This window comes from Paenibacillus sp. J22R3, from assembly GCF_056269305.1.
On record NZ_JBWDNS010000003.1, the window covers coordinates 647780 to 671573 of the forward strand.

Consider the following 23794-nt stretch of genomic DNA (forward strand, 5'->3'; position numbering starts at 1 on the left):
CCCCTATGAGTGAATTCGCTTTCCTATGACCTTATTGTAGTAGAATCAAGGGGTTTCGGTCTTTAGCCGTTGAAGCCAGCTTTTTGTCTTTTCACGCCATCCACTATAACCTGTCCGGAGGTGCCTGTTAGTCATGTATATGTGGGAGGAAAGCGACACGTGGCTGAATCAATATGCCTTACGGCTTAAAACAGCCGAAGCGGTATTTACCGTTCACTATTGGGGCGTTCACGAGCGCCATACATCCAATTTTCTGCATAAGCATTCCTTCTTTGAAATTTGCTATGTGCTCGGCGGTAAAGGCACCTATCTCGATGACGGCGTCACCTACCCTTTGCAGAAAGGAACAATGTTCTGCTCCCGCCCCGGCATCACCCACTACATTCAAGGCGAGCCGGAGAACAGCCTTCTCTTCGTCGCTTTTGAGATTGATGAGAAAGGAAGCTCAGATGCGGTGCGCTCCGCCTTCCAAGCGATGGCGGAGACGGACACCGTCATCGTCTACGATTGCGACGAACTCCCTGCCTCCCAGCTATGGCGCTCGCTGATCCGGCGTCAATCCGATTCGCCTTCGCTGCCGGAATCCGTACTGCCGCAGCTTGCTGCATCTCTGTTACTCGCCTTACCCGGCCTATTCTGCAAGCCGCTCATGCAGCCTGGCAATATGCCGTCGGCGATGCCTCGCCGAAGTTCAACTGCACTGCTGAAACAGGCGAAGCTCTTCATTACCGATAACTTGAACGATGACGAGCTCTCGCTCGACAAGGTCGCAGCCCAGATCAATCTATCGCCGCGCCACTTATCCCGCCTGTTCTCTTCCGGCGTCAACGAATCCTATACCAATTACGTCCGCCAGCAGCGTGTTCGAAGGGCGGCTGAGCTGCTGCGATATTCCGAGTTAACGATCAAGGAAATCGCCGAGCGGACCGGCTTCGGCTCCGTCCATTACTTCACACGTACCTTCCACTCGCTCATGCACGTCACGCCGGCCAAGTTCCGCGACGACGCACGATCGCATGACTAAACAGCTGGGAGTTAGGAGCTGGAACAAGGAGCTGCGATCGCATGACGAAAGAAAGCTAGCCGAACTACTCGTCCGGCTAGCCCACTATCCCCCGCCCCCTAAGGCCAGCGATGTTTATCTTTATAATCCTTCGGCGTCACGCCGACCATTTTCTTAAACAGCTTGTTGAAGTAAACCGGGTCGCTGTAGCCGACCAGATGCGAAATCTCATAATTCTTCAAATGCGGATGATCGGCTAGAAATTGCTTCGCCTTCTCAATTCGAAGCTGAATCAAGTAATCCGTAATCGTCATCGACGTCTTGTGCTTGAACAGCCTGCTAATGTAGCTCGCATTCATCCCGACACTGTCCGCCAGCCGCTCCAGCTCAAAGTTCTTATCATATTCCCGATCCAGAATATCCTTCATCTGATCAATAATATAATGATCGCTCTCCAGCTGCGCGCCGTCTTCCACCGCTACCCCGCTGCCGTTGCACTTCTCCGTGCGGATTTTGCCCAGCAAGTCGAACAACGTACTCTTATCCACCGGCTTCAGCAAGTAGTCTCTTACCCCAAACCGCAAGGCAGACCGCGCATATTCAAAATCACTGAAGCCGCTTAAGATGATAATGGTAATGTTCTTATATTTCTCCCGCACAAGCTCGCTCAGCTTCAGCCCGTCCATCATCGGCATCTTAATATCCGTAATGAGTACATCCTGCTCTTGGCTCTCATGCCCAAGCAGGAAATTCCACGCCTCCTGACCGTTGCTGAAGGAGCCGATCACATTATGCGTTTCATCACTCTTCATAATGATTTTCTCGAGGCCAAGACGGATGAACTGCTCGTCGTCCACGATCATGATTTTCATGTCTTTTCCTCACCGCCCAAGCGAAAGTAGCCTTATTTTACCGCACCGCTCGTCACACCGGCAAAAATATATTTCTGCAGGAACAAGTAAAGCAGCGAAGTCGGAATCATGATAATGATGATGGCCGCCGAGATACTCTGCCAATCCCCGCTGTTCACACCGAAGAATCGCATCAATGAGGTCGATACAACCACCAGCTCGGGCGTCGGCATATACAAGAATGGCGTGTAGATATCGTTATAAATGCTGATCGTCTTCAGAATCACGATCGTCGCCGTCGCAGGTGCCAGCAGCGGGAAAATAATCGTCGTATAGATTTTGAACAATGAAGCGCCTTCAATCATCGCACTTTCATCCAGCTCATAGGGCACATTGCGAATGAACTGCAGATAGATGTAGATTTGCAAAATATCAGCGCCAATATAGATCAGCATCGGCCCCATCAGGTTGTTCGTCAGGTGCATCGATTGAATCGTCTTAAAGTTCACGACCTGTGTCGTAATCGAAGGGATGACCGTCGCCATCAGAAACAGCCCGACGAGGAAACCTTTGAACCTAAACGTAAACCGCCCAACCGCATAGCAGAACGCCGAGCCAAGCACGATATTCAGAATCAGCGTAACCGCAACAATAACCAGTGTATTGCCAAAAGCCTTCGTCATATTCGCTTGCTGGAACGCATGCACGAAATTGCCGAAATGGAAGAACGAATCCGGCAAGGACATCGTCGACTTCGTTTGGAACTCTTCTTTGGTCTTGAAAGCATTCACGATAATGACGTAAGGCGGGAATACGATCATGAAAGACGCGAACAGCAAGGTCAAATATTTCACAGTAGATGCAATCGGATTGTGCGCGCGCATGCCTTAGTCCCCTCCTTTGCTGAAGAGCAGACGCTGAATCGATAGCACAAGCACAACTATTAATAGAAGCACGACGCTCATCGCTGATGCCAAGCCATAATTATTGAATTGGAATGCCGTTGCAATGATTTTGAATACATAGGTTTCGCTCGCGCCTGCCGGTCCGCCGTTCGTCAGCACAAACGGAAGGTCGAATACCTCAAGTGCTCCGGTGACGGTCAGGAACAGGTTAAGCTCGATGATTTTATAAATATTAGGCAGTGTAATGAAGAGAAATTGTTTCCACGCGTTAGCTCCGTCGATTTGCGCCGCTTCATAGAGATCTGATGGAATGGACTGCAACGCTGCCAAGTAGATAACCATGTTAAAGCCCATAAACCGCCAGAAGCCGATCGAAGCCAGCGTGTAGTTGACGAAGGATTCACTGCCGAGCCAGCTGGTTTCACCATTCAGGCCAATTGCAGCAAGCAGCGTATTAAGCGAGCCTTGCGTCGTGTCAAACACATAACCAAACAGGTATGCCACCGCCACGCCGTTTAGGATATATGGTAAAAAGAGCAGCAGTCTGAAGAAATAACGTCCCTTCAACTTGCCGTTCAAGACGATTGCAAAGTAAATGGCCGCGATGTTCTGCACGATTCCTACGGCGAAGTAGGCAAAATTGTGCTTAAACACGCCGAAGATATCGGGGTCGGTGAATACTTCCTTGTAATTGTCCCAGCCGATCCATTCTTTATCCGGGCTCAGTCCGTCCCAATTCGTGAAGCTAAGGTGAAACAGCTCTAGCGTCGGATAATAGGAGAAAGTCAGCAGCAGCAGGAGCGGTATGATCGTAAAGGATGCAATGATAATGATGCGCTGTTTCTTAAAGGATAGGTTGCCTAGCATGATGCGATCATTCCTTTCTGCAATTCACCTTGTGGCGGAAGGCCCTCACCTCGAACTTGAGAGAGCCGTTCCCCCCTGGCAAAATTGATCTAGCTTTAGCTTACCGACTACTATTTCACGATTTGTTTCTTCGCTTTCGCCCACTCTGCGTTCACTTTATCCAGCACGGCTTGCGGGTTTTTGGAAAGAACGAACTCTTGAAGTACTGCATCTTGATCGATTTGCGCTTTGTTCAAGATCTGTGTGGCAACATCGTCACCGGCTACAGCTTCAAAATAAGTCGGGTTGTACGTATTGAATTCTGCCAGCTGTGCAAGCTTCGGTTGTTTGTCTTTCAATGTTGGAATGAAGCCTGCGAACTCATCGTAGCCGGACTCTTCGATCATCCATTGCACGAACGCTTTGGCTGCTTCCACGTTGCCGTCTTTATTGACGCCATAGAACCAATCCGGGTTAAGCGGTGCTTTGGCTTGACCGGAGTTGTCGGCAGGGAATGGGAAGAAACCTACATCGGATGCTGGCGCGCCGGCATCGATAACTTGGTTAATGACCCAGTTGCCAAGCAGGTACATGGCAAAGTTGCCTTGCGCTACATCCTTCTTGGACTGCTCCCAGTTCGTGGAATTCACGTCCTTCTCGAGGAAGCCTTTCTCCTTCAGCTCGCGGATGATGCTCCACGATTTGCCGTAAACGTTATCCATTGTGAATGGCGTGTCCGTGTCTTTCCGTTTGTTCTGGTGGTCTGCGGCTGCTCCGATAATCGTCGGCACATCGCCGGACCAAGCGCCAAGCGGCCATTTATCCTTGAAGTTCGATGCGAGCGGCACGATGCCGGCATCCTTGAGTTTCTGGCTGGCTGCGAGGAACTCATCGTATGTTTTCGGAACCGCGGTAACGCCTGCTTTCTCAAAAGCTTTCTTGTTGTACACAATTCCTACCGTGCTGTTGCCGGAGGAGATACCGTATGATGTGCCTTCGAAGGATTTGAAATCTTTGAAGTAGATGTCGCCTGAGAACTTGATATCATCCAGCGGTGCAAAATATTTCGGGTAATCGGAGTTTGGAATCAATCCGCCGAGCAGAACGACATCCGGATAAGTGCCGGAAGCGATACGAATTTTCTCGTTTTTCTCATAGTCGGTAATCGCTTCGAATTGCAGGTCTACGCCGGGGTACTTCGCTTCGAACCTTTTCTCGTAATCGTTATACTCCTTATCTACCATATCTGTACGGTTCGTTAGGAATACGACCTTGCCGCTCAGCGCCTTCGTGTCTCCGCCATCGTTAGTCGCTGCTGCGTCGTTGGTTGCTGCATCGTTCGTTGCCGCTGCGTTATTCGAAGTGTCTGCGTTTGCTGCAGTGGCGTTGTTGCTCGCATCGGCATTCGCGTTCGTGTTTGCGCTTTCATTATTGCTGCCGCAAGCAGCCAGCGAGGTGACGAGAAGAAGTGAAATCATCGTATACGAGATTGTTTTGTTCATTTGTTGTTCCCCCTGTTTCGATTATGATATCGCTTACATGTGTAACTATAAGCCAATCGCTAAGGGGGTAAAATGGTTTCAATTGTGATTTGTAGTCTTCAATTGACTTTCTGGTCCACGTTGATAAATGTCTATTGACTGCACGCCCTCGCATTTGTTTTACTGGAGCAATGAAACAGGAGTGTAATGAGATGGAGGCTGAGACGACGTGCAGAAGATGGCGAACTACTATGGTGGAATGACCTGGGGCTGGACCGGAATTAGAGGCACTTGGGAGACCGAACAGGCGGAACGCTCTATGGAGCTTATGCAAGAAGGACTGGCTGTCAACTGGACGGCGATCACTTTCGCCGCGCTGCAAGCACATCCGCAAGCTACGGAAATTAAGTACGGGGAAGCGCCTACGGTGACGGATGAGGAAGTACGCTGGGCCATTGAGAAAGCCAAATCGCTTGGCCTACAAGTCTGTCTCAAGCCGGTCGTCAATTGCGCGAACGGCACTTGGCGCGCACACATTAACTTCTTCGATGTAGATGTACCGTGTGAGCCGAAGTGGTCGGAGTGGTTCGCTTCGTATACCCGCTTCATGCTTCATTACGCGCAGATCGCGGAAGAAACCGGCTGCGAGATGCTGTGCGTCGGCTGCGAGATGGTGCAAACCGATCGACGGGCTGCGGAGTGGCGCGCGTTGATTGCGGAGGTTAGACGTGTCTACTCCGGCGTCATTACCTACAACTGCGACAAATACCAAGAGAATCAAGTAAGCTGGTGGGATGCGGTGGATGTTATTTCGTCCAGCGGCTACTATCCGATCGACACATGGGAGGAGCAGCTTGACCGGATCGAAGGTGTCGTGAAGCAGCACGGCAAACCGTTTATGTTCATGGAGGCAGGCTGCCCGAGCCGTGAAGGCTCGCAGCATTTGCCGAATGATTGGGGATTGCCGGGCGAAGCGAGCGAGGATGTGCAAGCGCGCTATTACGAAGCCATGTTCAGCCATTGCGACAAGCGCGACTGGGTAGAGGGCTTTATGCTGTGGGATTGGCCGGCCAAGCTGTACAAGCCGGAGGACGCAGCGGCTAATAAGGACTACTGTATGTACGGCAAGCAGGCCGAAGCAGTCGTTCGAGACTACTATCGCGCGAAGACGGTTATTTAAAGAAGCTGAGAGTCGGAAAACCCGACTCTCAGGTTGTTGCCAGGACCCTTGCTCCGTCAGCGCTCACGCTAACGAACCGTACAGGTCTTATTTGAGTTAAATAACCTGGTTTGAAATTTTAACGAACCCTACGGGTCTTATTTAGTGGCAGGCTGCCCCCAATCACTCCGATTTCCCTCAATAAGACCTCCACGGTTCGTTAGATTTCAAAAGCAGCCATTTTCGCCCGAATAAGGCCCCTACGGTTCGTTAGCGTAACGGCGTTTAGGCATTGTCCTTTGCGCCTGGCGTCTATGCAACTTCCCTTGCGCACGGAGTCCAGCAACTCCTGTACACGTTCCCCCGCAAATGCCAGCTAGCACCTACCTTACCGAACAGGCCACCTCACTCACCCTTCTTGCAATACCGAATAATCTCCTCCCAGGTCACGGCCAGCCGCAAGATGTCTGCTTCAACGAGCTCCGTCCCGATTTGGATCTCAATATATTCAAGCTGCGTAATTGCTTTGATGGCATGTCTCGCACCGGCAGCAATTTGAAGAACATCTCCGGTTTGAATACCCGTACTGACGCCCTCCAAGATGAACTCTCCTTGACCACTTATAATTGTCCATATCTCTTGCCGCATCTGGTGGGAATGATAGCTTGTATGTTTCCCGGGCAGCAATTCTACTTTCTTCGTCAACGTTTCCAGCAGGCAGTCGCCTGTCTTCGATTGATCCAATACCCGATAGGTCCCCCATCTTTTCTCTCCGTACATCGGCTGTTGCCGGGTGCTGCGCAGCTTCTTGATTTGGTTGGATTGGTCCTTATTGGCAACGAGAATCCCATCTGCACTGGCGGCTACAATAATATTGGAGACACCCACAACATGGATGGGATAGGCAAGTTCATTGACTAGATGCGTATGCACACAATCGCTGGAGATCTCCCCAAGGCCAACGACACTGCTTCCAAAATAATTCGGCAGCACACTCCAGTCACCAAGATCCTTCCACATATTACTGAAAGGGAGAACGACGACAGGCTGCGTTTTCTCCACGATCTCGACATCGAAACTCGCTTCAGGCAGCTGCTCGTAGCAGTCTAGCAGCTCGTCATAATCTGTCGGCAATCCTCTGCTTTGCAGATCAGAGAGCATGAAGGACAACGGAAAAGCGAACACGCCGCAATTCCACATCGCCTGACTGCCGATGAGGCGCAGCGCGGTCTCCTCATCCGGCTTTTCCACGAAATAGGCGACTTCTAAGTAGTCCTTATCCGCTGAATCTTGCTGCGGCGCAGGTACAATGTAGCCGAACTGGCTGGAGGGATGATTAGGGGTTGTTCCAAGCAACGCCAGCTCCGAGCCTGATTGTTTGAGGATTTCAGGAAACCGGCTCAACAGGCTGAAGAATTCCGACTCCGCAAACAAATCCGCCGGTATCACGCAGATCGTTTCATTCGGCGCTACCCGCAGCTTGGCATGCAAATAACTCACGGCCAAGGCAACCGCCGTGAAGGTGCCTCTTCGATAGGGTTCTGCCAGGAAAGGGACTTCGTCACCGATATGATTTTGCATAATTTCGGCTTGACTCTGATGTGCTACGATCGAGGTATGTGGAAGTAAACCCGCTTCCTCCAATTGTCGGCAGATTCGCTGTATCATCGATTCCATGCCGCCATCCTTCGAGGGCAGAAGCTTTAGAAATATTTTCGAACGAATCTCATTCGATAATGGCCAGAGTCTCTTTCCTGAGCCGCCGCCAAGCAGAACAATCCGCACGTACATGCCTCCCCCTCGAGTTGGATTGAAGCAGCATCATTTCCGCTTCCCGGCCGCTTTCCTCGAATAGCCTTTGCGTTTATGAAAAGAGAGCGAGCGATAGCTCTTAGCCAGCCTTTTCAGTTGTTTAGGTGTCATTCGTGCAATATTCGTTGATAGACTCTTATTCAGCGCCTTCCTACGAGCAATCCCGCCCGGGTTCTGCGCGTAAAGGAAGTTGCCGTAGGTTTCGAATTCAGAGAAGGCAAACTGCTTGGTTTTGTCCATCTTCCGTAGGATCGCCGAGTACCAGCTCATCCCGTGTTTCGCTGCAATCGTCCGCTTCAATTGCCGCAGCTTTGCCTTCTCAAACAGCATGTAGTGGGCAACGAAGGAGGTAGGGGATGCGGCTCGCTTCCCCATAAGCTTGCGATAGGTTCGGAAATATTCCGGCTGGCTCCAGCTGCGGGTGTAGAACAGCGTCTTCTTGCCGGTTCGGAATACATGGGGCCGGATTAAGATGGTGTCTGCGTCGATGACCAAGAAGTATTTCGAGGTACATAATTTGTCCCCGCCCATTTTTAACAATTGCTGAAACATCCAACCCGACCGTTCCCACTTCTTGGAGCGATAGTTGATGTTTCTCTTCGTAATCGGAAGCACCGTGTTCTCGTTGACGAACGTGCATCTCTTACGCTTACACAGATTCCGCATTCGGACTCGGTTCGGAGCTACGATCATGAAGCGGCCAATGGGATGCTTTACTTGTTTACGCACAGCATCGATCACATAGGGCAGCGTTGATAAATCCTTCTCAATTGCCGGAATCAGGACATCTATTCGGGCGTTGCTAGCTCTGCTCTTGATAGGGGCCGACATCGCTTCATCTCCATTTAGCAAGTAATGAGATCATGATATGCGGATAGAGAATAATTGGACTAGGCATCTCCATAACTGCCATAAAGACAATAAAAAACTGACCCTGAGAGTTTGCACTCTAGCCTAGGTCAGTTCTTTGTAATTTAAATCGAGAACCCGTTACGATCACCGTCCGGCTGCCGCCTCGCAAGTACGCGATCTAAGATGGTGTTCTCATAATGGGTAAATCCGCTGTCCTTCTCGCGCGGGCGCGCCAAGGCGATGGAGACATCCTGCGCAATGGTGCCGTTCTCCACCAGCACCACGCGATCGGCGAGAGCGACGGCCTCACTGACGTCATGCGTCACGAGGACGGCAGTAAATCGCCTCTCCCTCCACAGCCGCTCAATCAGCTGCTGCATCTCAATTCGAGTAAGCGCATCGAGCGCACCGAGCGGTTCATCAAGCAGCAGCAGACTCGGGTCTCCGACGAGCGCCCTTGCCAGTGAAACACGCTGCTTCTGCCCTCCCGACAGCACAGATGGCCACTCCTTCGCACGATCCGCGAGTCCAACGAGTTCAAGCGCATCCATAGCTTTCGCGCGATCGCCCCCTGGCACGCCGATTCGAACGTTGTCGAGGACCGATTTCCACGGCAGTAATCGAGCGTCTTGAAACATCACCCGCACATCCGAATTAAGTCCGGAAGTGGTTTTACCGCCGAAAGTCACCGAACCTTGCGATGCGGCTTCCAACCCGCCAAGCAGCCGCAGCAGCGTGCTCTTGCCGCAGCCGCTTCTGCCCACAACGGCTAAGAATTGCCCGGATGGAATGGATAATTCCAATTCGCTCAGAACGGCGAGATCGCCGAAGCGAACGCCTGCATTCCGAACGTCTACTTGAAGTCCGCGAGGTGCCTCATGCACGACCAGCGGCGTCTTCTCTTCGGGTTCGATGCTTATTTTCCTGGACGGAAGTGCGAATGCCATTTCAGCCAGCTCCTTTCCATCAGCTTTGCCATCCAATCCGAGAGCTTGCCGAGCAAAGCATAGATGACGATGCTGAGCACGACGACATCCATCTGGAAGAACTCACGGGCATTCATGGCCATATAGCCAATACCGCTGTTCGAGGATATCGTTTCGGATACGATCAGCGTAATCCACATAATGCCGAGCGCGAATCGAAGGCCAACTAGGATGGACGGGAGCGCACCCGGAAAAATAATCGTTCGAAATAGGGAATACCCTCTCAAACCATAAGTCCGACCCATCTCGATTAAGCCGGGATCAATCGACCTTATGCCATGGAGCGTATTCAGATAGATGGGGAAAGCTACTCCCAATGCGACTAGAAAAATTTTACCTTGTTCGCCAATGCCAAACCAAGCGATGATAAGCGGAATAAGAGATAAATGCGGGATTGTACGGATCATTTGGATACTGGAATCCGTCAGCTTCTCCGATAATGGAAGCAAGCCGTTCAGTATGGCCAGGACAAAACCGATGCCGCCGCCAATTGCAAAACCAATCAGTGCACGACGCGTGCTGTCCCCGATATAGATGAACAAATCTCCGCTTCGCACGAGCTTAGCGCCTGCTTCGAGTACGGATACCGGCGTCGGCAAGATGCGGGAGGATATCCATCCCACGCTTCCGAGCCATTGCCACAGCACCACGACCAGGATCGGAATGACCCATTCAAGTCCTACGGATAGCGTTCTGGTTTTCCACTTGTTATCTGCTGGACTCTTCATCTGCTCCCCCTCCTAGCTGACCGGCGCTCGTTCCGACGGCTTGATCGAGTTCGCGATAAGCTCGCCGAACGGACTGGTCGAGGTCGGGCCTTGCACCGTAGCTGATCGATTCAAAGGCAAAAGCGGGAATACGAGATCAGCGAATTGGTAAGCTTCCTCGAGATGCGGATAACCCGATAGTATGAATGTATCGATACCTAGATTGGCATACTCCTGCATCAGTGCAGCCACTTCAGCGGGATTGCCTACTAGCGCTGTTCCAGCTCCACCGCGGACTAAGCCCACACCTGCCCACAGGTTCGGATAAATTTCTAGATGGCTTCGATCTCCGCCATGAAGTCGCGTCATCCGCTGCTGCCCTTCCGAATCGTAACGGGCAAACACCTTCTTGGCCGCTGCTATCGCTTCTTCATCGACTTTGCTGATTAGGCGATCGGCTTCCTTCCACGCTTCTTCGGACGTTTCGCGGACGATGACATGCAGACGAATGCCAAAACGAACCTCGCGGCCACGCTCTGCTGCCAACTTACGAACACGATCCAGCTTCTCCGCTACTTCCTGCGGGGGCTCGCCCCAAGTGAGATAGACGTCGATATGGTCAGCTGCGACTTCCTGCGCAGCCGGCGATGATCCGCCGAAATAGAGCGGTGGATAAGGTTTCTGAACCGGTGGATAGAGAACTTTGCCGCCTTCTACCTTCAGGTGAGTGCCTTCGAAATCAACGGTTTCTCCCTCGAGCTCCCTGCGCCATACTTCCAGAAACTCCGACGTCAGATCGTAGCGTTCATCATGCCCGAGGAACAAGCCGTCTGCCGCCAGTTCTACCGGGTCTCCCCCTGTCACGACATTGACGAGCAATCTCCCTCCGGAAAGCCGATCGAACGTGGCAGCCATTCTGGCCGATAAGGTCGGTGACATAAGGCCCGGTCTCAGGGCAACGAGAAACTTAAGCTTCTCCGTAGCCGATATGAGCGAAGAAGCCACTACCCACGCATCCTCGCATGAGCTCCCTGTCGGCAGTAAAACACCGCTGTAACCAAGTCGATCTGCAGCTTGCGCGATTTGCCTCATATACGTTGCATCAACGGCGCGGGCTCCTTCGGCAGAACCCAGATAACGCCCATCTCCATGTGTCGGAATAAACCAGAATACTTCCATTTCAATCACCCTTTCATCTACATTTAAATGTTCGATTATTTCAGTCCATTATTTCAGTGTGGCATCCTTAACCTGAATTTCTTTCGGGATCAGCTGCAGGTTGAAGAACGTATCCGCAATCTTCTGCTGCGCTTCGATAATGGCGTCGTCGATCGGCGATATGCCGTAATCTCTGCGGCCCGATGCGAGCTCAAGCGATGGAATGTCGATGCCGAGCTGCGGTGATAGAAGTGCTGCCACTTCTTTCTGATTGGCTTTGGACCACTCGTCAACCTTGTTCAACTCGTCGATGAAAGAATCGATAGCCGGTTTATTCGCTTCTGCGAATGTACGCGAAGCCAGATAGAATTCGATATTCGATACAAGTCCTTCTCCATCCGTAAGCAGCTTCGCCCCGGTTGCCGTCTGAGCCGCAGCCAGGAACGGATCCCAGATCACCCATGCATCAACGCTTCCGTTCTCGAACGCAACTCTGGCATCACCGGGCTTCAAGAATACAGTCGTGATATCCTTGTAATCCACGCCTGCTTTCTCCAGTGCTTTGACAAGCAGATAGTGAACATTGGAACCTTTGTTCAAGGCGATTTTCTTGCCCTTCAGGTCAGCGAGTGTCGCTATCTTGGAATCCTTCGGAACGATAATCCCTTCACTCTTCGGGCTTTCAGGCTCGTGGGACAGGTAGACAAGAGGCGTGTCGGCAGCTTGCGCGAAGATTGGCGGCGCTTCTCCGGTGTGCCCGATATCAATGCTGCCAACATTAAGTGCTTCAAGCAATTGCGGTCCGCCCGGGAACTCCGTCCACGTCACTTTGTAGCCTTCGGACTCGTAACGTTTCTCCAGCGTCCCTTGCGCTTTGAGAATATTAACCGTGCCGTATTTCTGATAGCCGATACGAATTTCTTTGGTGCTTTTAGGGGCATCTGTTGTTGTCTCCGTCGTTTCTCCTGTAGTCGTCGTGGCGTTGTTTCCCTCTTTACCGCATGCAGATAAGATAAGGACGAAGCTTAGAAGCGAAATCACGAGCAAGCTGATGGCTCGTAGCGATTTAGTGGTAGTTGTCATCTTTCAAAACCCCTTTTTTCTTGGATTGCAAACCAAAAACCGGAGGCTTCCACAGTCCAATCCCCATAAAGGAGTATCGGCTATGGAAACCTCCGGTTGTCCGGTAGGCTTCTTGCTATTTGTTGTTGGTTTTATGATATACACATTAATCCGATAAGTCAACTATGAATTAGTGATGGGCAAGCCTTTTTTTAAAAACAAAGATATGGAGCAGCTTTCCCCTGCGCCATCTCAAGATGATCCTCTAACCAAATTCCGCGAAAATCTAACGAACCGTAGGGACGTTATTCACCTGGATTCCTCACCTCTGAAAATCTAACGAACCGTACGGGCGCTATTTCGGAAAAGCGGCTCCATTTCCCCCTCAAACCACCAAATAGCGCCTCAACGGTTTGTTAGCATTTTTTGGGGTCTGTTTTCGGGCATATAAGCGCCGTATGGTTCGTTAGAGCATTTCACGACTGGCAATCCGCCTATCGAATCGCACTCGCCTCTCACTCCCCGCCAACCCTCTACTAAACATGCACCAGCCGCAAGCTAATCAGCTGGAACGTTTCCGTGCCGCCGTGGTTACTCAGTGCGGTCAGCCTGATATGTGTCGCCCCGCTGACCGGTTTGAAGGCAATCATCTGCATGCCGCGCTGATTGCGCAGCTCACCGCATGCAATCGGCTCGCCCCAGTTCACGCCGTCTTGGCTGACATGAAGCTCATAAGCTTTGAGCCGCTCGCCAATCGGAGCTGCATAGCCGCCATCAAGGACGGCGCCGGTCTCGGGCTGTGTGACACAAAGTCCCATCCATTCGTATTCCGCCTCACCTGAGGTCATCTGCAAGGTCAACGATTGCGGCCATGTATGCATCGCCGGTCCTCGGAAGTAAGATTGATAGTTATCGTTCAGCACATTGACAGCCGAGGCATACGGCAGCTCTGAGCTGGCCTTGGCAACAAGCAGCGCTGTTGGGACAAGGCGAGCTTGCGAGGCCACAGTCAACTTAATGACCAGATCTCCATCAACTCGAACCGTTTCCCATGATGGAACTTCGATCATCAGATATCCATCCTTCTGCTCGAACGGCAGCGGCTCGCCCGTTCTCAAGTCCGAGGCTGAAAGCACATCATAGCCCGCATCATGCAAGATCAGAACCTGCCCACTAGGCGGGGTAAGGACATGCAGATAATGCGTTTCCCCTCCGGGCACGACCGTTGTTATCCCATATGCCCCCTCATTCCAATGTCCCGGCGGGAATCCGCCTTGATCATAGCCGCCTCCAACCGTGCCATAGATGGACTCCTCAGCCCAAGTCATGAAACGGTCAAAATGATCGGTGAAGCTGTCCAGTACCTCCGGAAATTCCCCGCCGATCTTCGGACCGTACCCCAGATGGGCATTCCAAGAAGTCCCTGCGACTGTAACGATCTTCTTCACAAGCGTTGCATTGTCCGGAACGTCCGCATAGTTCTCCTCATAGCCGCCCCATGCAGCGTTTCCTTCCCCCAAATACCACCAGTCCCATTTGGCCTTGAAGGCAAACTCCTTATCCCCTGGTCCAACCCATGTGCCGCTTGCCCAATCATAATCCGGCTGGCATACCTTACCGAAATCCTCCAGCGCCATGGCATCCTCGTCTTCAACAGGCCCTTTGCTGAAATCATTGTTGATGAGAATGATGTCCTCCCGCTTCCGATGAAGCCTGTCAAATACGTGCTGCGCTTCAAGCTTGTCATGGTAGCCATCGAACCAGAAACCGGCCACGCTCGGATAGCGATCCAACAACTCTTCCATCACCTCAATACTATAAGCAAGATAGCCCTCACGCGAAGTAATATCAAGCGTGCCATCCTGCTTATAGGCGCGATAATCCTCCTTATTCAACCATTCGATCCCGCCGTGAATGGCGTTCTTCGAATCCCGGTTTATATACACGATAATCCGGATACCCGCAACTTCAGCTGCATCCAGCATCTCTTGCAAATAGTCCCGCCCCGTGCTATGACTCCCCGCCACGTCCGATTGCCATATTTTCAAATAACCCTGCTGACAGTGAAACGTAGCCAGCGTTATATACTTGGCACGAAGCTTCACAGCCGTACTGACCCACCTTTGCGCATTCCAGCCTGCCTCTTCCACAGCTTGATCGAAAGCCTCAACCGTTTCATAAATATAGCGAAATTCCTGCCCGAACGGATCTGTCTTATGCTCCCCCGTATGCATCCCCCAATGTAGAAACAATCCGATACGCGCATCGCGGTACCACTGCTGCAAACGCTGATCTTTCCTCCATGTATCCACTTCGACTCCCACTCTCCCTTTCATTAAACGAGGCACATCGCCGCGTCCTGCTTAGCGATGTGCCCCACGGCCATTTATTGATTAACTGCAGCTTTCGTGTCATCCCATGCTTTAACCCACCATGTATTGGAGGTTTCGACTCCGTTAGATTTCAGATCATCCAACGTCTTCTGCTTGATCTCATCAAAGTCTGCATCGGAATCCGCCATAATTGCTTTCGCAACGGCTTTGATCATCAATTCTTTAAGCTTGGCGTCAATTCTAGAGATATCGTCCGGCGTGCTGGGAAGCGCAGCAGGAATACGAGTATCCATGTTTTGCTGGTTAATCGACTTGCCTGCTTCTACGTTCTTGAGGAAAATTTCTGCCGGGAAAGATACGCCGTAATGATCGCTGAAATCCTTCGTAAGCGGATCTAGCAGACCGTTGAACGATTTGCCGGAGCTGAACAAGTCTACTTCGGTCTTATCTTCCGGATTGATAACGAAGTTACCCAATCCATTGTAGATACCGGTTTGTGCGGCGCGAACGCCTGTGTTTCTGAACGCATCGCCGTTCTCGATCTTCGCTTTATTCATCGCATCGCTGATTGTCGGTACGCCTGATACCAAATCCCAATCCGTACCTTTGACGCCGCTGTAAGCAAGGCGGGAGCCTTCATACGACCAAAGGTAGTTCAGAAGATCCATAGCGCGGTCCGGATGCTTGGAGTTCTTCGTTATCCCGAGCGACTTGTCGAACCAACCCAATTGGTTGGCGCCATTCCATTGATGTCCCCATTCCAGCGGGATTGTCGCATAGCCGACTGCATTCGCATTGTTCTTGCCGTTAAAGCCGCCGTTAAACCAGCTCGCAGGAGAGTAGAGAATCGAGCCGTTTGCCATTTTGGCGCTGAAGTCACCGGATTGCATCGTTAAGGAGTCCGGATCAAGCAGCCCCATTTTTCTGGCTTTGTAGTAGAAGTTTACCGTTTTCCAAAGTGGCCCTTCAGTATCTGTGAAGTTGTTTACGAGCTCATTCGTATCGGATTTCACAACGTAACCGTTATTGCCCCAATCGGCATAACCGTACAGAATCGCCATCGGCATGTAGTAGCTCCATAATCCCCAGTCATTCCACGCTGCTACACCGTAGGTTTTGTAGCCTTCAGGCGTCTTCGGATGCTTATCCTGCATTTGTTTAAGAATGTTAAGCAGTTCGTCTTCACTTGTAATCGCAGGGTAGCCAAGCTCTTTATAATAGTCCCATCTCGTAACCACACCAAGGCTCGCTTCAAAGCCCATCATATCCGGCCCCGAGTTCACCGGCATGAAGTACAGCTTGTTAGAGCCGTTACTGCGGAACTTTCTCATGAAGTCTACGACTTCAGGTACGTTATTCAGGATGTTCTGACCTTTTGTTTCGATCATGTCATCCATGGCAATGACTTGCCCGCCCTCGATAACACGCGCTTGATCCTCAGGCTTGAGCATGATGATGTCCGGGAGATCTCCCGAAGCAAGCAGCACCTTTATTTTCTCGTCTTCGGCGACTACCCACTCCACTGTGATGCCCAGCTTCTTCTGGATCTCTTTGCCGACTTCGGTTTCAGCAAACGGAACCGCAGGCGCTTGGTTGACCAGCATCGTAATCGTCACCGGCTCCGGCGCAGGCGCTTCCTTCGCATCTGAATCAGTTGATCCTGTATTCTCCGAAACTGCTTGGTTCGAGTTTCCATTGTTTGACCCCGAGCATGCAGCCGCTGAGAACAAGAACAACAAAGCGAGCATTGCCATCAAAGTACCCCTGATACCCTTTCTTCTCCTCACTTCGTTTCCTCCTCATTCAATATTGATTATCAGTACGCATCGTACCGGGTAATCCATCCTTAGCCTTTAACCTTTAATAGCGCCCATCATAATGCCCTTCACAAAATACCGCTGCATAAACGGATACACGCAGAGTATCGGCAATGTAACAACCATCGTGATCGTCATGCGTACCGTTTGCGGCGTCATATAGACTGCGTTTGCACCGCCTCTATTAATCTCCATCCCGGATTGCCGCGATAGTGAGGATGCTTGCGTAATGTACTTATAGAGCTCATATTGCAGCGTCTGCAGGTGTTTATCGCTGACGAGAATATAATTATCGAACCAGTTGTTCCACTGATCCACCGCAGTGAATACCGCGATCGTAGCCAGAATCGACGTAGAAATCGGCATAATGATTTTCCAATAAATCGTGAAGTAGCCGGCGCCGTCAATCTTTGCTGATTCCTCCAGCGACTTGGGCAGCTGCTCGATATAGGTTTTGATCAGGATGATATAGAAGACATTGATTGCACCCGGTACGATGTAGAGCAGGAAGTTATCATTGAGGTGCAGGTTCTTCATGAGCAAATACCAAGGAATCAACCCCGCGTTGAAATAGAGCGTGATAACCAGAAACCGGTAGAAGAATTTCCTCATCGGGAACTGCTCAATGGTCATTAAGTAAGCAAACAGCGAGCATAAGAACGTGGTCAGCAGCGTGCCAAGCACAGTCCTTGAAACCGATATGAACGTTGCACTCAAGATCCCGTCAAACTCGAACACCTTGCTATAGGATACGAGCGTGAATCCTTTGGGAAACCATGTGATCCCGGTCATCGCCTCCTGCGAGCCGCTGATAGAGTAGATGAAGATATAGTAGAATGGATAAATGCACAGAAGCATAAACAAAGTGAGGATCGTATAATTCACGATTTGGAAGCCTATATTGGACAAGCCGGATGATGATTTAGATGTATTTAACGTTTTCATGCTCTCTCTCCTTGTACCAAACTAAGCTACACAATTCCGTACCCTCTGATCCGTTTGGCCAGGCCGTTGGCTGCGAAGAGCAGGATGATGCTGATGAAGGTTTTCGACATCCCGAGTGCCGTCGAGTAGGAGTAATCGGCGTTCAATATTCCGGTACGGTACAGGTACAGATCGAGCACCGTTATTTTGTCAGCCACCAATCCGTTGTAGAAAACGAGATATTGTTCCATCCCAACCGAGAGTAAATTGGACATGCCCAGAATCATCAATACAATAAATGTCGGTGCTACACCGGGTACCGTGATATGCCAGATTCTGCGGAACCGCCCTGCCCCATCCACATGCGCGGCATCGTACAGCTCTTGATCAATTCCGATAATGGCCGCCAAGTAGATAATCGTTCCCCAGCCAAGCGACTTCCAGATCCCCAGCATCGTTTGAAAGATCCATACGACGTCGCCATTACCGAGCAGATTCGTCGGCTCTTTAATCAGGTGCAGATTCATCAGCAGCTCGTTGAGCAGGCCATCATTGGAGAAGACCGAGAAGGCCAGTGAGAAGACGATAACCCAGCTTACAAAGTGAGGGAGCGTGATGATCGTCTGCACAATTCGCTGAAAGCTGGTATGCTTCACCTCAGATAATAGAATGGCGAAGATGACCGGCAATGGGCTTGTAAGGAGATTTAAGAAGTAGAACGCCAGTGTGTTCTGCAGCGCATTCAGCAGGTCATTACCGCTTGTCGTGATCAGTTCGAAAAACTTCAATCCGACGAACGGCGTCTTGGCTAGCGGTATGCCCGGCTTGTAATCGAAGAACGCCAATACCCAGCCGGCCAGCGGTATATATTGAAAGACGAGAACTAACAAAATAATCGGCAATCCGAGCAAAAACAGCTTCGTTCTGTCAGATAAAAACTTCTTCCTTAAAGAAGCTGTGTACGATACGCTGACCTCTGTTTTCATGTGTTGGTTCTCCTTACTCATTTGATAAGTTAACTATACAAGGGCAGCAATCGAGCTTGAATAGCGGATTTAACGGATTTATGGTAATATTTGATCCGGTTTGCGGGGTAAGCGAGGCGAGTTGAACATTTTTACGATAAAATTGTTCGATTATTAGATAACATAAAAAAACAGCGGCTCGAAATGTTTCCGGGCCGCTGTTTGTATGAATCGATCATTCCATCCACTTTGGAAGTCTGATGATGACCTTTGTTCCTAATCCCTCGCTGCTTTCCAGCGTAATTCCATACTTCTCGCCAAAGTTGAGCATGATCCTTCGGTTTACATTACGCAGCCCGATTCCCGCCACCTTCTCTTGCTCTCGATTGAAGATTGGCTGATGCAAACCGTTCTTGATCCCGGTGAGCTTGTCCGCCGCGATCCCTATCCCATTATCCGAGACATGGACAATTAGCTCGTCTCTGACCTCTTTCATCTGAATGACGATATCAATTCGGTTGACCTGCTTGCTCAATCCGTGTACAACCGAGTTCTCGATGATCGGCTGCAAAATAAACTTGATGATGCGATAGTCCACCAGATGCTCCGGAATATCGAACCGATAGCTGATTTTGTTATTAAACCGCCAGTTCATAATTTTCATGTAGTTCTCAAGGTAGCTCATTTCTTCTCTGACGGTGCACATCGGCTCATTGCTGCTGTAGAGCGGGTGCAGAATGTTCCCTAAGGCGACGACGCTGTCGACGATATTGTCCGCTTTGTTGATCATCGCCATCCACTTGATCATGTTCAGCGTGTTGTACAGAAAATGAGGATTGATTTGATTTTGCAGCGCCTCTATCTCCAGCTCCTTCTTCTCGCGTTCCACCTCGGTATTCTTCGTCACGAGCTCCTGAATGTTAAGCGACATCTCATTGAATCGCATGATAACAAGTCCAAGCTCATTCTTCGGAATATTCGGCAGCGTGATCCCCAAATTTCCTTTCCCCATATCCTTCATCTTCCGTGCCAGACTGCTGAGCGGATTCGTAATTCTTCGCATCGAGAATACAAATACGACGACAATCAGAAGTAAGCTGATCACAAATACGAAGATCACGACTTGCTGCAGTTCAATAACGTCGCTTTGCAGGAGCTCCAGCGGGAATTCCCTGATCACGTACCAGCCAGTTTCTTGAATGCGATAATAGACCACCATCTTCTTGGTGCGCCCTTCCGTAATGTTGATGCTCTTGAAATCGACACCGGGTTCCGGCTTGAATAAGGCTCTCTGGCCTAGATCCTTATTCCGTGTGCTGGAGATGATCATTCCGCTGGCATCCATGATATACATATAATCGTCTGGCGAGCTGATGAACTTGGAATAGGTCGAGCGCAGCTCCCGTTCGTCGATATTGAACACAACCACCGAGGAAAGCTTGGACTCCAGCAGCGCTCGCGCTCCCATTACGAAGCTGACGACATAACCCGGGTCCTTCGTATCTTCGACAATATCGTAGTACCAATTCTCCGTAATCCCGCCGTACCACACCGGATTCGGGTACGTTTGCAGCGCTTGATCGTACAGGCCCGACGTGATGAGCTTGTGCTCGTTGCCATGGCTGTTGACGACACTTCTCGTCTTGCTGCTGCCGATAATGCTGTTTTTCGTGAACACATAGATGGAATTAAGACTGTTATTATAGCTGTTTGTAAAATCACTGATTTTCTTAAACACATTTTGCTGCATTTCGATCGATTCATAGGTGGACTCGATATTGTCCGCTTTCAGAAACTCCTGAACCTCAGAATCGATCAAGAAAATGCGATATATTTTCTCGACCTCATTTTGCAGCGTCTGAATATTGTATTCGGATTGCCTGAACTGCTCGAAGATGTACTTCTCGCTGCGCTTCTGCAGAATATGAATCGAGGAATTATAAACGAGATAAGAACCAAGAAGCATAACAATCATCCAGATCGCAACGAAGTAGACAAGCAGCTCAAACCCGATACTGCGAAAGAAGCCCCTCCTGATCTTACTGATCGATAATTTCACCTTCCGGTTCCTCCGCCTGCTCCACAAGCCATTGTTTTCGATATTCACCTGTCGTCATGCCGGTTACCTTCTTAAAGATTTTGCAGAAATAGGTGTTCTCCTTGAAGCCGACGCTTTCGGCAATTTCGTAGGACTTTAAGTAGGAGTCCAGCAGCAGTTCCTTCGCTTTCTCGATCCTAATCTCATTTAAGTAATCGATGAAATTAATCGTCATTTCCTTCTTAAACAGGCTGCTCAGGTAACTCGGACTTAAATTCACGTAGACAGAAGCTTGCTGAAGGGACAGATCGCTGCTGTAATTCGCCTCCATATAGTCGAGCGCCAGCCTAACTTCCTTGCTGACGACTCTTTTCTTTCTCTTGGACGCTGCAATGCTCGACAGAAAATCATAGAAGCTGCGGTGAATTTCATCCAGTGTCTCACTCTGCCTGATCGATTGAATGACCGCAAGAATGACTTGCTCACTGCCTTCTTCTTGAAACTTCAAGCTATTGACCGTCCACTGGACGAGGTGACAGAACTTCTCCAGAACCTCTGCTCTGGAGTGAGATGGCTCCTTCATTACGGAGCGGAAACGGTCGCCATATTCTTGGAGGAAAGCCGGTGTCATGCCCGCTACTCGCTCGCTCATATTCAATATTTCTTCTGTTTTCTCCTGTGTTACCGCCTGTCTGTCAAAATCGACATAACGACCGTAGATCCCGGTACCGCCGAAGAACTTGTCTTCCAATGCACTCAAGGCTTGATCATACATGCTCCGCAGGGATCCATAACCGGATCGAATTTCGCTTACACCGTAAGATACCGTAGCGTTGAAGTAGGTTTTGAAAGGGGTTTCAATTTCTTTTAGCATGTGCAGGACTTCTTCTCGGATGATGCGCTCCTCCGCCAGCTTGTTGTAGCTGAAGATAAGGATGTACTTAGCTCCGTCATCGCAGAAAGCTTCTCCATTACGAAAATGAAGGAACATCTCGTCCAGTACGTTCAACATCGTATGCTTGACCAATTGGCCGTTTGTATCTTTAAATAGCTTTTTGATTTTGGCAAAATGGTCCATTTCGAGCACGCACATGATCATGCGTTCCGATCGAAGATGGAAGTCATACTGCTCAACCAGCGCTTCGAACTCTCGTTCCGAATAGCCGTTGTACAGTATATAATCCTTCATAATTTTTTCTTTGATTACATGTCGATTCGCATCGCTGATTTTGGGAAGCGATGACGGCTGACGGCTCTCGTCCGCGGACAGTTCTTGCTGCATTTTGCTCAGAATGACATTGATTTGTTCGATCGTCATCGTGAGCTTAAGAATATAATCGGATACCCCCAGCTGGAGCGCTTGCCTGACGAGGTCAAACTCCTCCATGCAGGTTAAGATGACAATTTTGGTGCTTTTGTCCCTCTCTCTGATCCGGGCAATCAGATCCATTCCGCTCATGCCGGGCATTTTCAAGTCCGTAATGATCAAGTCCGGTTTCTCTTTCTCGTAGATGTCGAGTGCTGACTCCCCGTCAGCTACATCTGCAATGACACACATGCCAAAGCTCGACCAGTCGATCGCGTTTTTCAATCCCATTCTGACCAGCATCTCATCCTCGACGATCATGACACCGAACACATTGACCCCTGCCCTCTAGTGTAGAATATGCCCCGGTACAACGTTAAGCTATATTCTATGCTCCCGATGCATTCCTGTAAAGCAATAAAGCATGCCGGTTATGGCATGCTTATCGTTTCGTTCCCGTGCTGCTTAAACGCGTTCATTCAGAAATTGTTCAAACTGACCGAGATTGTTGAAGCGGTTAATCGCTACCCCTTGGGACAGAAGATATTGCTCGAGATGCTGATCCAACCGCACGACGGCGTCATGAAGCGAAACGAGATGATGAGGGTCAAGAAGTGCTAATAAATTAGGAAAGCCTGCTTCGTTATAGTAGGAATGATAGGATAATCCGGCTTCCAAGGAACCGGGCCACATCCCTTTCTCAAAAAAGTAGAGAAAACGAGCGACTTCATCCTGCACGCGTATGGACCAATAAGAGACCGTGGAGTACTCATTCTTCTCGCACGCCGTTCTGATTTTGTCGAAGATGCCTTTGATCTCTTCGTAGAAACCTATCGCACGGTCCGAGTAAGAAGGAGCGCTTGCAAGGGCTGCTCTCTGTTCCGTCAATAGGGCAACTGTATCCGCAGTAAGCTGCTCGCAGGTTTCCCGGATTTCGCTGCATGAGCATGCGCGCAAGATGGATTCGATCTGTTCTTCCAATCGAGCCGGACGCAGCCGGAGTTGCAGCAGCTGCTCGCGATTCTTCCCCCAGCCCCTTGTCATATACGTTCGATTGAGCAGTGCCAGCGCATACACCAGCTTATTCAATACATCGTGGGCTTCAATCTGGCGGACAGAAATGTTGTCTTCCTGAAGTCGGCTCATTTTATAGAGATGCACATAAACTTCACGCAGCTGAGACTCTGCCTTCTCGATGAATATCTGTGGCTGTTGAGGGAGCTCGGCGATGGTCTCGCGCAGCTTTAGAAACTTCGTTCGATCTTCCTCGGAACGTACATACAAGATTTCGCAGTCGGCGATGATCGTCGTGTTCGGCTCCTCGAATTTCGCCATCCGCTCCGCGCGTTCCCAACTGATCGGCCAGAAATCAAAGCTGATGTCGTTCAGCACAAACTGTACGCTGGCATCGTAACCTCTTCCAGATGTTGGGATGAAGAAGAAATCCAAGTCCGATCGGGCTGTCGCTGTCCCTTGTGCGTATGATCCGTAATAGGCAATAAGAGCAACATCCTCCGAGTAACGCTCGCGTATATGATTAACTAGCGTTTGTGCAACGTCGAATACATTAAGCATGGTATAGCCTCCTT

At 50.2% G+C, this 23794-nt stretch carries 19 protein-coding genes; 2 read left to right on the plus strand and 17 right to left on the minus strand.

The window, feature by feature from the left end; genetic code table 11:
• The first annotated feature begins 133 nt into the window (after positions 1-133).
• The gene (locus AC0YN4_RS17660; protein ID WP_475782391.1) at positions 134-1024 is read left to right on the plus strand and encodes a helix-turn-helix domain-containing protein; all 891 of its coding nucleotides are present in this window, start codon (positions 134-136) and stop codon (positions 1022-1024) included.
• 98 nt (positions 1025-1122) lie between these two features.
• Here AC0YN4_RS17660 and AC0YN4_RS17665 read toward each other — a convergent pair whose 3' ends face one another.
• The 4 genes from AC0YN4_RS17665 to AC0YN4_RS17680 all read right to left on the minus strand — a co-directional run bounded on the left by AC0YN4_RS17665 (position 1123) and on the right by AC0YN4_RS17680 (position 5107).
• Positions 1123-1875, minus strand: coding sequence for a response regulator transcription factor (locus tag AC0YN4_RS17665; RefSeq protein ID WP_475836320.1), 753 nt, complete (start codon positions 1873-1875; stop codon positions 1123-1125).
• 32 nt (positions 1876-1907) lie between these two features.
• Positions 1908-2738: a carbohydrate ABC transporter permease gene (locus AC0YN4_RS17670; RefSeq protein WP_475782393.1), complete on the minus strand. Its 831-nt coding sequence runs from the start codon at positions 2736-2738 to the stop codon at positions 1908-1910.
• 3 nt (positions 2739-2741) lie between these two features.
• On the minus strand, positions 2742-3626 hold the full coding sequence (locus tag AC0YN4_RS17675; protein ID WP_475836321.1) for a carbohydrate ABC transporter permease: 885 nt from the start codon (positions 3624-3626) through the stop codon (positions 2742-2744).
• 110 nt (positions 3627-3736) lie between these two features.
• Positions 3737-5107, minus strand: a complete 1371-nt coding sequence (locus tag AC0YN4_RS17680) for an ABC transporter substrate-binding protein (RefSeq protein WP_475836322.1) — start codon at positions 5105-5107, stop codon at positions 3737-3739.
• Between the two features lie 217 nt (positions 5108-5324).
• On the opposite strand from AC0YN4_RS17680, the gene AC0YN4_RS17685 reads away from it, so the two are divergent.
• A complete protein-coding gene (locus AC0YN4_RS17685) occupies positions 5325-6266 on the plus strand; it encodes a glycoside hydrolase family 113 (protein ID WP_475836479.1) in 942 nt (313 codons plus the stop codon).
• A gap of 384 nt (positions 6267-6650) precedes the next feature.
• Here AC0YN4_RS17685 and AC0YN4_RS17690 read toward each other — a convergent pair whose 3' ends face one another.
• From AC0YN4_RS17690 to AC0YN4_RS17750, 13 genes are all read right to left on the minus strand, one after another.
• Positions 6651-8030, minus strand: a complete 1380-nt coding sequence (locus AC0YN4_RS17690; protein WP_475836323.1) for a sugar phosphate nucleotidyltransferase — start codon at positions 8028-8030, stop codon at positions 6651-6653.
• A 36-nt stretch (positions 8031-8066) separates the two neighbouring features.
• On the minus strand, positions 8067-8888 hold the full coding sequence (locus AC0YN4_RS17695; protein WP_475782397.1) for a DUF6492 family protein: 822 nt from the start codon (positions 8886-8888) through the stop codon (positions 8067-8069).
• 143 nt (positions 8889-9031) lie between these two features.
• Complete coding sequence (locus tag AC0YN4_RS17700; RefSeq protein WP_475836324.1) at positions 9032-9856, minus strand: ATP-binding cassette domain-containing protein; 825 nt, start codon at positions 9854-9856, stop codon at positions 9032-9034.
• Positions 9826-10623, minus strand: a complete 798-nt coding sequence (locus AC0YN4_RS17705) for an ABC transporter permease subunit (protein ID WP_475782399.1) — start codon at positions 10621-10623, stop codon at positions 9826-9828. Before AC0YN4_RS17705 ends, AC0YN4_RS17700 begins: the two co-directional genes overlap by 31 nt.
• Before the next feature lie 12 nt (positions 10624-10635).
• Complete coding sequence (ssuD, locus tag AC0YN4_RS17710) at positions 10636-11781, minus strand: FMNH2-dependent alkanesulfonate monooxygenase (RefSeq protein ID WP_475782400.1); 1146 nt, start codon at positions 11779-11781, stop codon at positions 10636-10638.
• Positions 11782-11829: 48 nt separating this feature from the next.
• Positions 11830-12843, minus strand: a complete 1014-nt coding sequence (locus AC0YN4_RS17715; RefSeq protein ID WP_475782401.1) for a sulfonate ABC transporter substrate-binding protein — start codon at positions 12841-12843, stop codon at positions 11830-11832.
• A gap of 515 nt (positions 12844-13358) precedes the next feature.
• Positions 13359-15134, minus strand: a complete 1776-nt coding sequence (locus tag AC0YN4_RS17720) for an alpha-L-fucosidase (RefSeq protein ID WP_475836325.1) — start codon at positions 15132-15134, stop codon at positions 13359-13361.
• A 74-nt stretch (positions 15135-15208) separates the two neighbouring features.
• Complete coding sequence (locus tag AC0YN4_RS17725; RefSeq protein WP_475782403.1) at positions 15209-16942, minus strand: type 2 periplasmic-binding domain-containing protein; 1734 nt, start codon at positions 16940-16942, stop codon at positions 15209-15211.
• 66 nt (positions 16943-17008) lie between these two features.
• Positions 17009-17917: a carbohydrate ABC transporter permease gene (locus tag AC0YN4_RS17730; protein ID WP_475836326.1), complete on the minus strand. Its 909-nt coding sequence runs from the start codon at positions 17915-17917 to the stop codon at positions 17009-17011.
• A 26-nt stretch (positions 17918-17943) separates the two neighbouring features.
• Positions 17944-18882 (minus strand): ABC transporter permease, encoded by a 939-nt coding sequence (locus AC0YN4_RS17735; RefSeq protein WP_475782405.1) that lies wholly within the window; start codon positions 18880-18882, stop codon positions 17944-17946.
• Between the two features lie 214 nt (positions 18883-19096).
• On the minus strand, positions 19097-20920 hold the full coding sequence (locus tag AC0YN4_RS17740) for a cache domain-containing sensor histidine kinase (RefSeq protein ID WP_475836327.1): 1824 nt from the start codon (positions 20918-20920) through the stop codon (positions 19097-19099).
• Positions 20901-22538: a response regulator gene (locus AC0YN4_RS17745; protein ID WP_475782407.1), complete on the minus strand. Its 1638-nt coding sequence runs from the start codon at positions 22536-22538 to the stop codon at positions 20901-20903. Before AC0YN4_RS17745 ends, AC0YN4_RS17740 begins: the two co-directional genes overlap by 20 nt.
• A 132-nt stretch (positions 22539-22670) precedes the next feature.
• Positions 22671-23780, minus strand: coding sequence for a nucleotidyltransferase domain-containing protein (locus AC0YN4_RS17750; protein ID WP_475836328.1), 1110 nt, complete (start codon positions 23778-23780; stop codon positions 22671-22673).
• Positions 23781-23794 lie beyond the last annotated feature (14 nt).

What these genes read in the sequence shown, in the direction of transcription:
- AC0YN4_RS17660 (WP_475782391.1), top strand. Translation starts at nt 134, where the DNA reads ATGTATATGTGGGAGGAAAGCGACACGTGGCTGAATCAATATGCCTTA.
- AC0YN4_RS17665 (WP_475836320.1), bottom strand. Translation starts at nt 1,875, where the DNA reads ATGAAAATCATGATCGTGGACGACGAGCAGTTCATCCGTCTTGGCCTC.
- AC0YN4_RS17670 (WP_475782393.1), bottom strand. Translation starts at nt 2,738, where the DNA reads ATGCGCGCGCACAATCCGATTGCATCTACTGTGAAATATTTGACCTTG.
- AC0YN4_RS17675 (WP_475836321.1), bottom strand. Translation starts at nt 3,626, where the DNA reads ATGCTAGGCAACCTATCCTTTAAGAAACAGCGCATCATTATCATTGCA.
- AC0YN4_RS17680 (WP_475836322.1), bottom strand. Translation starts at nt 5,107, where the DNA reads ATGAACAAAACAATCTCGTATACGATGATTTCACTTCTTCTCGTCACC.
- AC0YN4_RS17685 (WP_475836479.1), top strand. Translation starts at nt 5,325, where the DNA reads ATGGCGAACTACTATGGTGGAATGACCTGGGGCTGGACCGGAATTAGA.
- AC0YN4_RS17695 (WP_475782397.1), bottom strand. Translation starts at nt 8,888, where the DNA reads ATGTCGGCCCCTATCAAGAGCAGAGCTAGCAACGCCCGAATAGATGTC.
- AC0YN4_RS17700 (WP_475836324.1), bottom strand. Translation starts at nt 9,856, where the DNA reads ATGGCATTCGCACTTCCGTCCAGGAAAATAAGCATCGAACCCGAAGAG.
- AC0YN4_RS17705 (WP_475782399.1), bottom strand. Translation starts at nt 10,623, where the DNA reads ATGAAGAGTCCAGCAGATAACAAGTGGAAAACCAGAACGCTATCCGTA.
- ssuD (WP_475782400.1), bottom strand. Translation starts at nt 11,781, where the DNA reads ATGGAAGTATTCTGGTTTATTCCGACACATGGAGATGGGCGTTATCTG.
- AC0YN4_RS17715 (WP_475782401.1), bottom strand. Translation starts at nt 12,843, where the DNA reads ATGACAACTACCACTAAATCGCTACGAGCCATCAGCTTGCTCGTGATT.
- AC0YN4_RS17730 (WP_475836326.1), bottom strand. Translation starts at nt 17,917, where the DNA reads ATGAAAACGTTAAATACATCTAAATCATCATCCGGCTTGTCCAATATA.
- AC0YN4_RS17735 (WP_475782405.1), bottom strand. Translation starts at nt 18,882, where the DNA reads ATGAAAACAGAGGTCAGCGTATCGTACACAGCTTCTTTAAGGAAGAAG.
- AC0YN4_RS17750 (WP_475836328.1), bottom strand. Translation starts at nt 23,780, where the DNA reads ATGCTTAATGTATTCGACGTTGCACAAACGCTAGTTAATCATATACGC.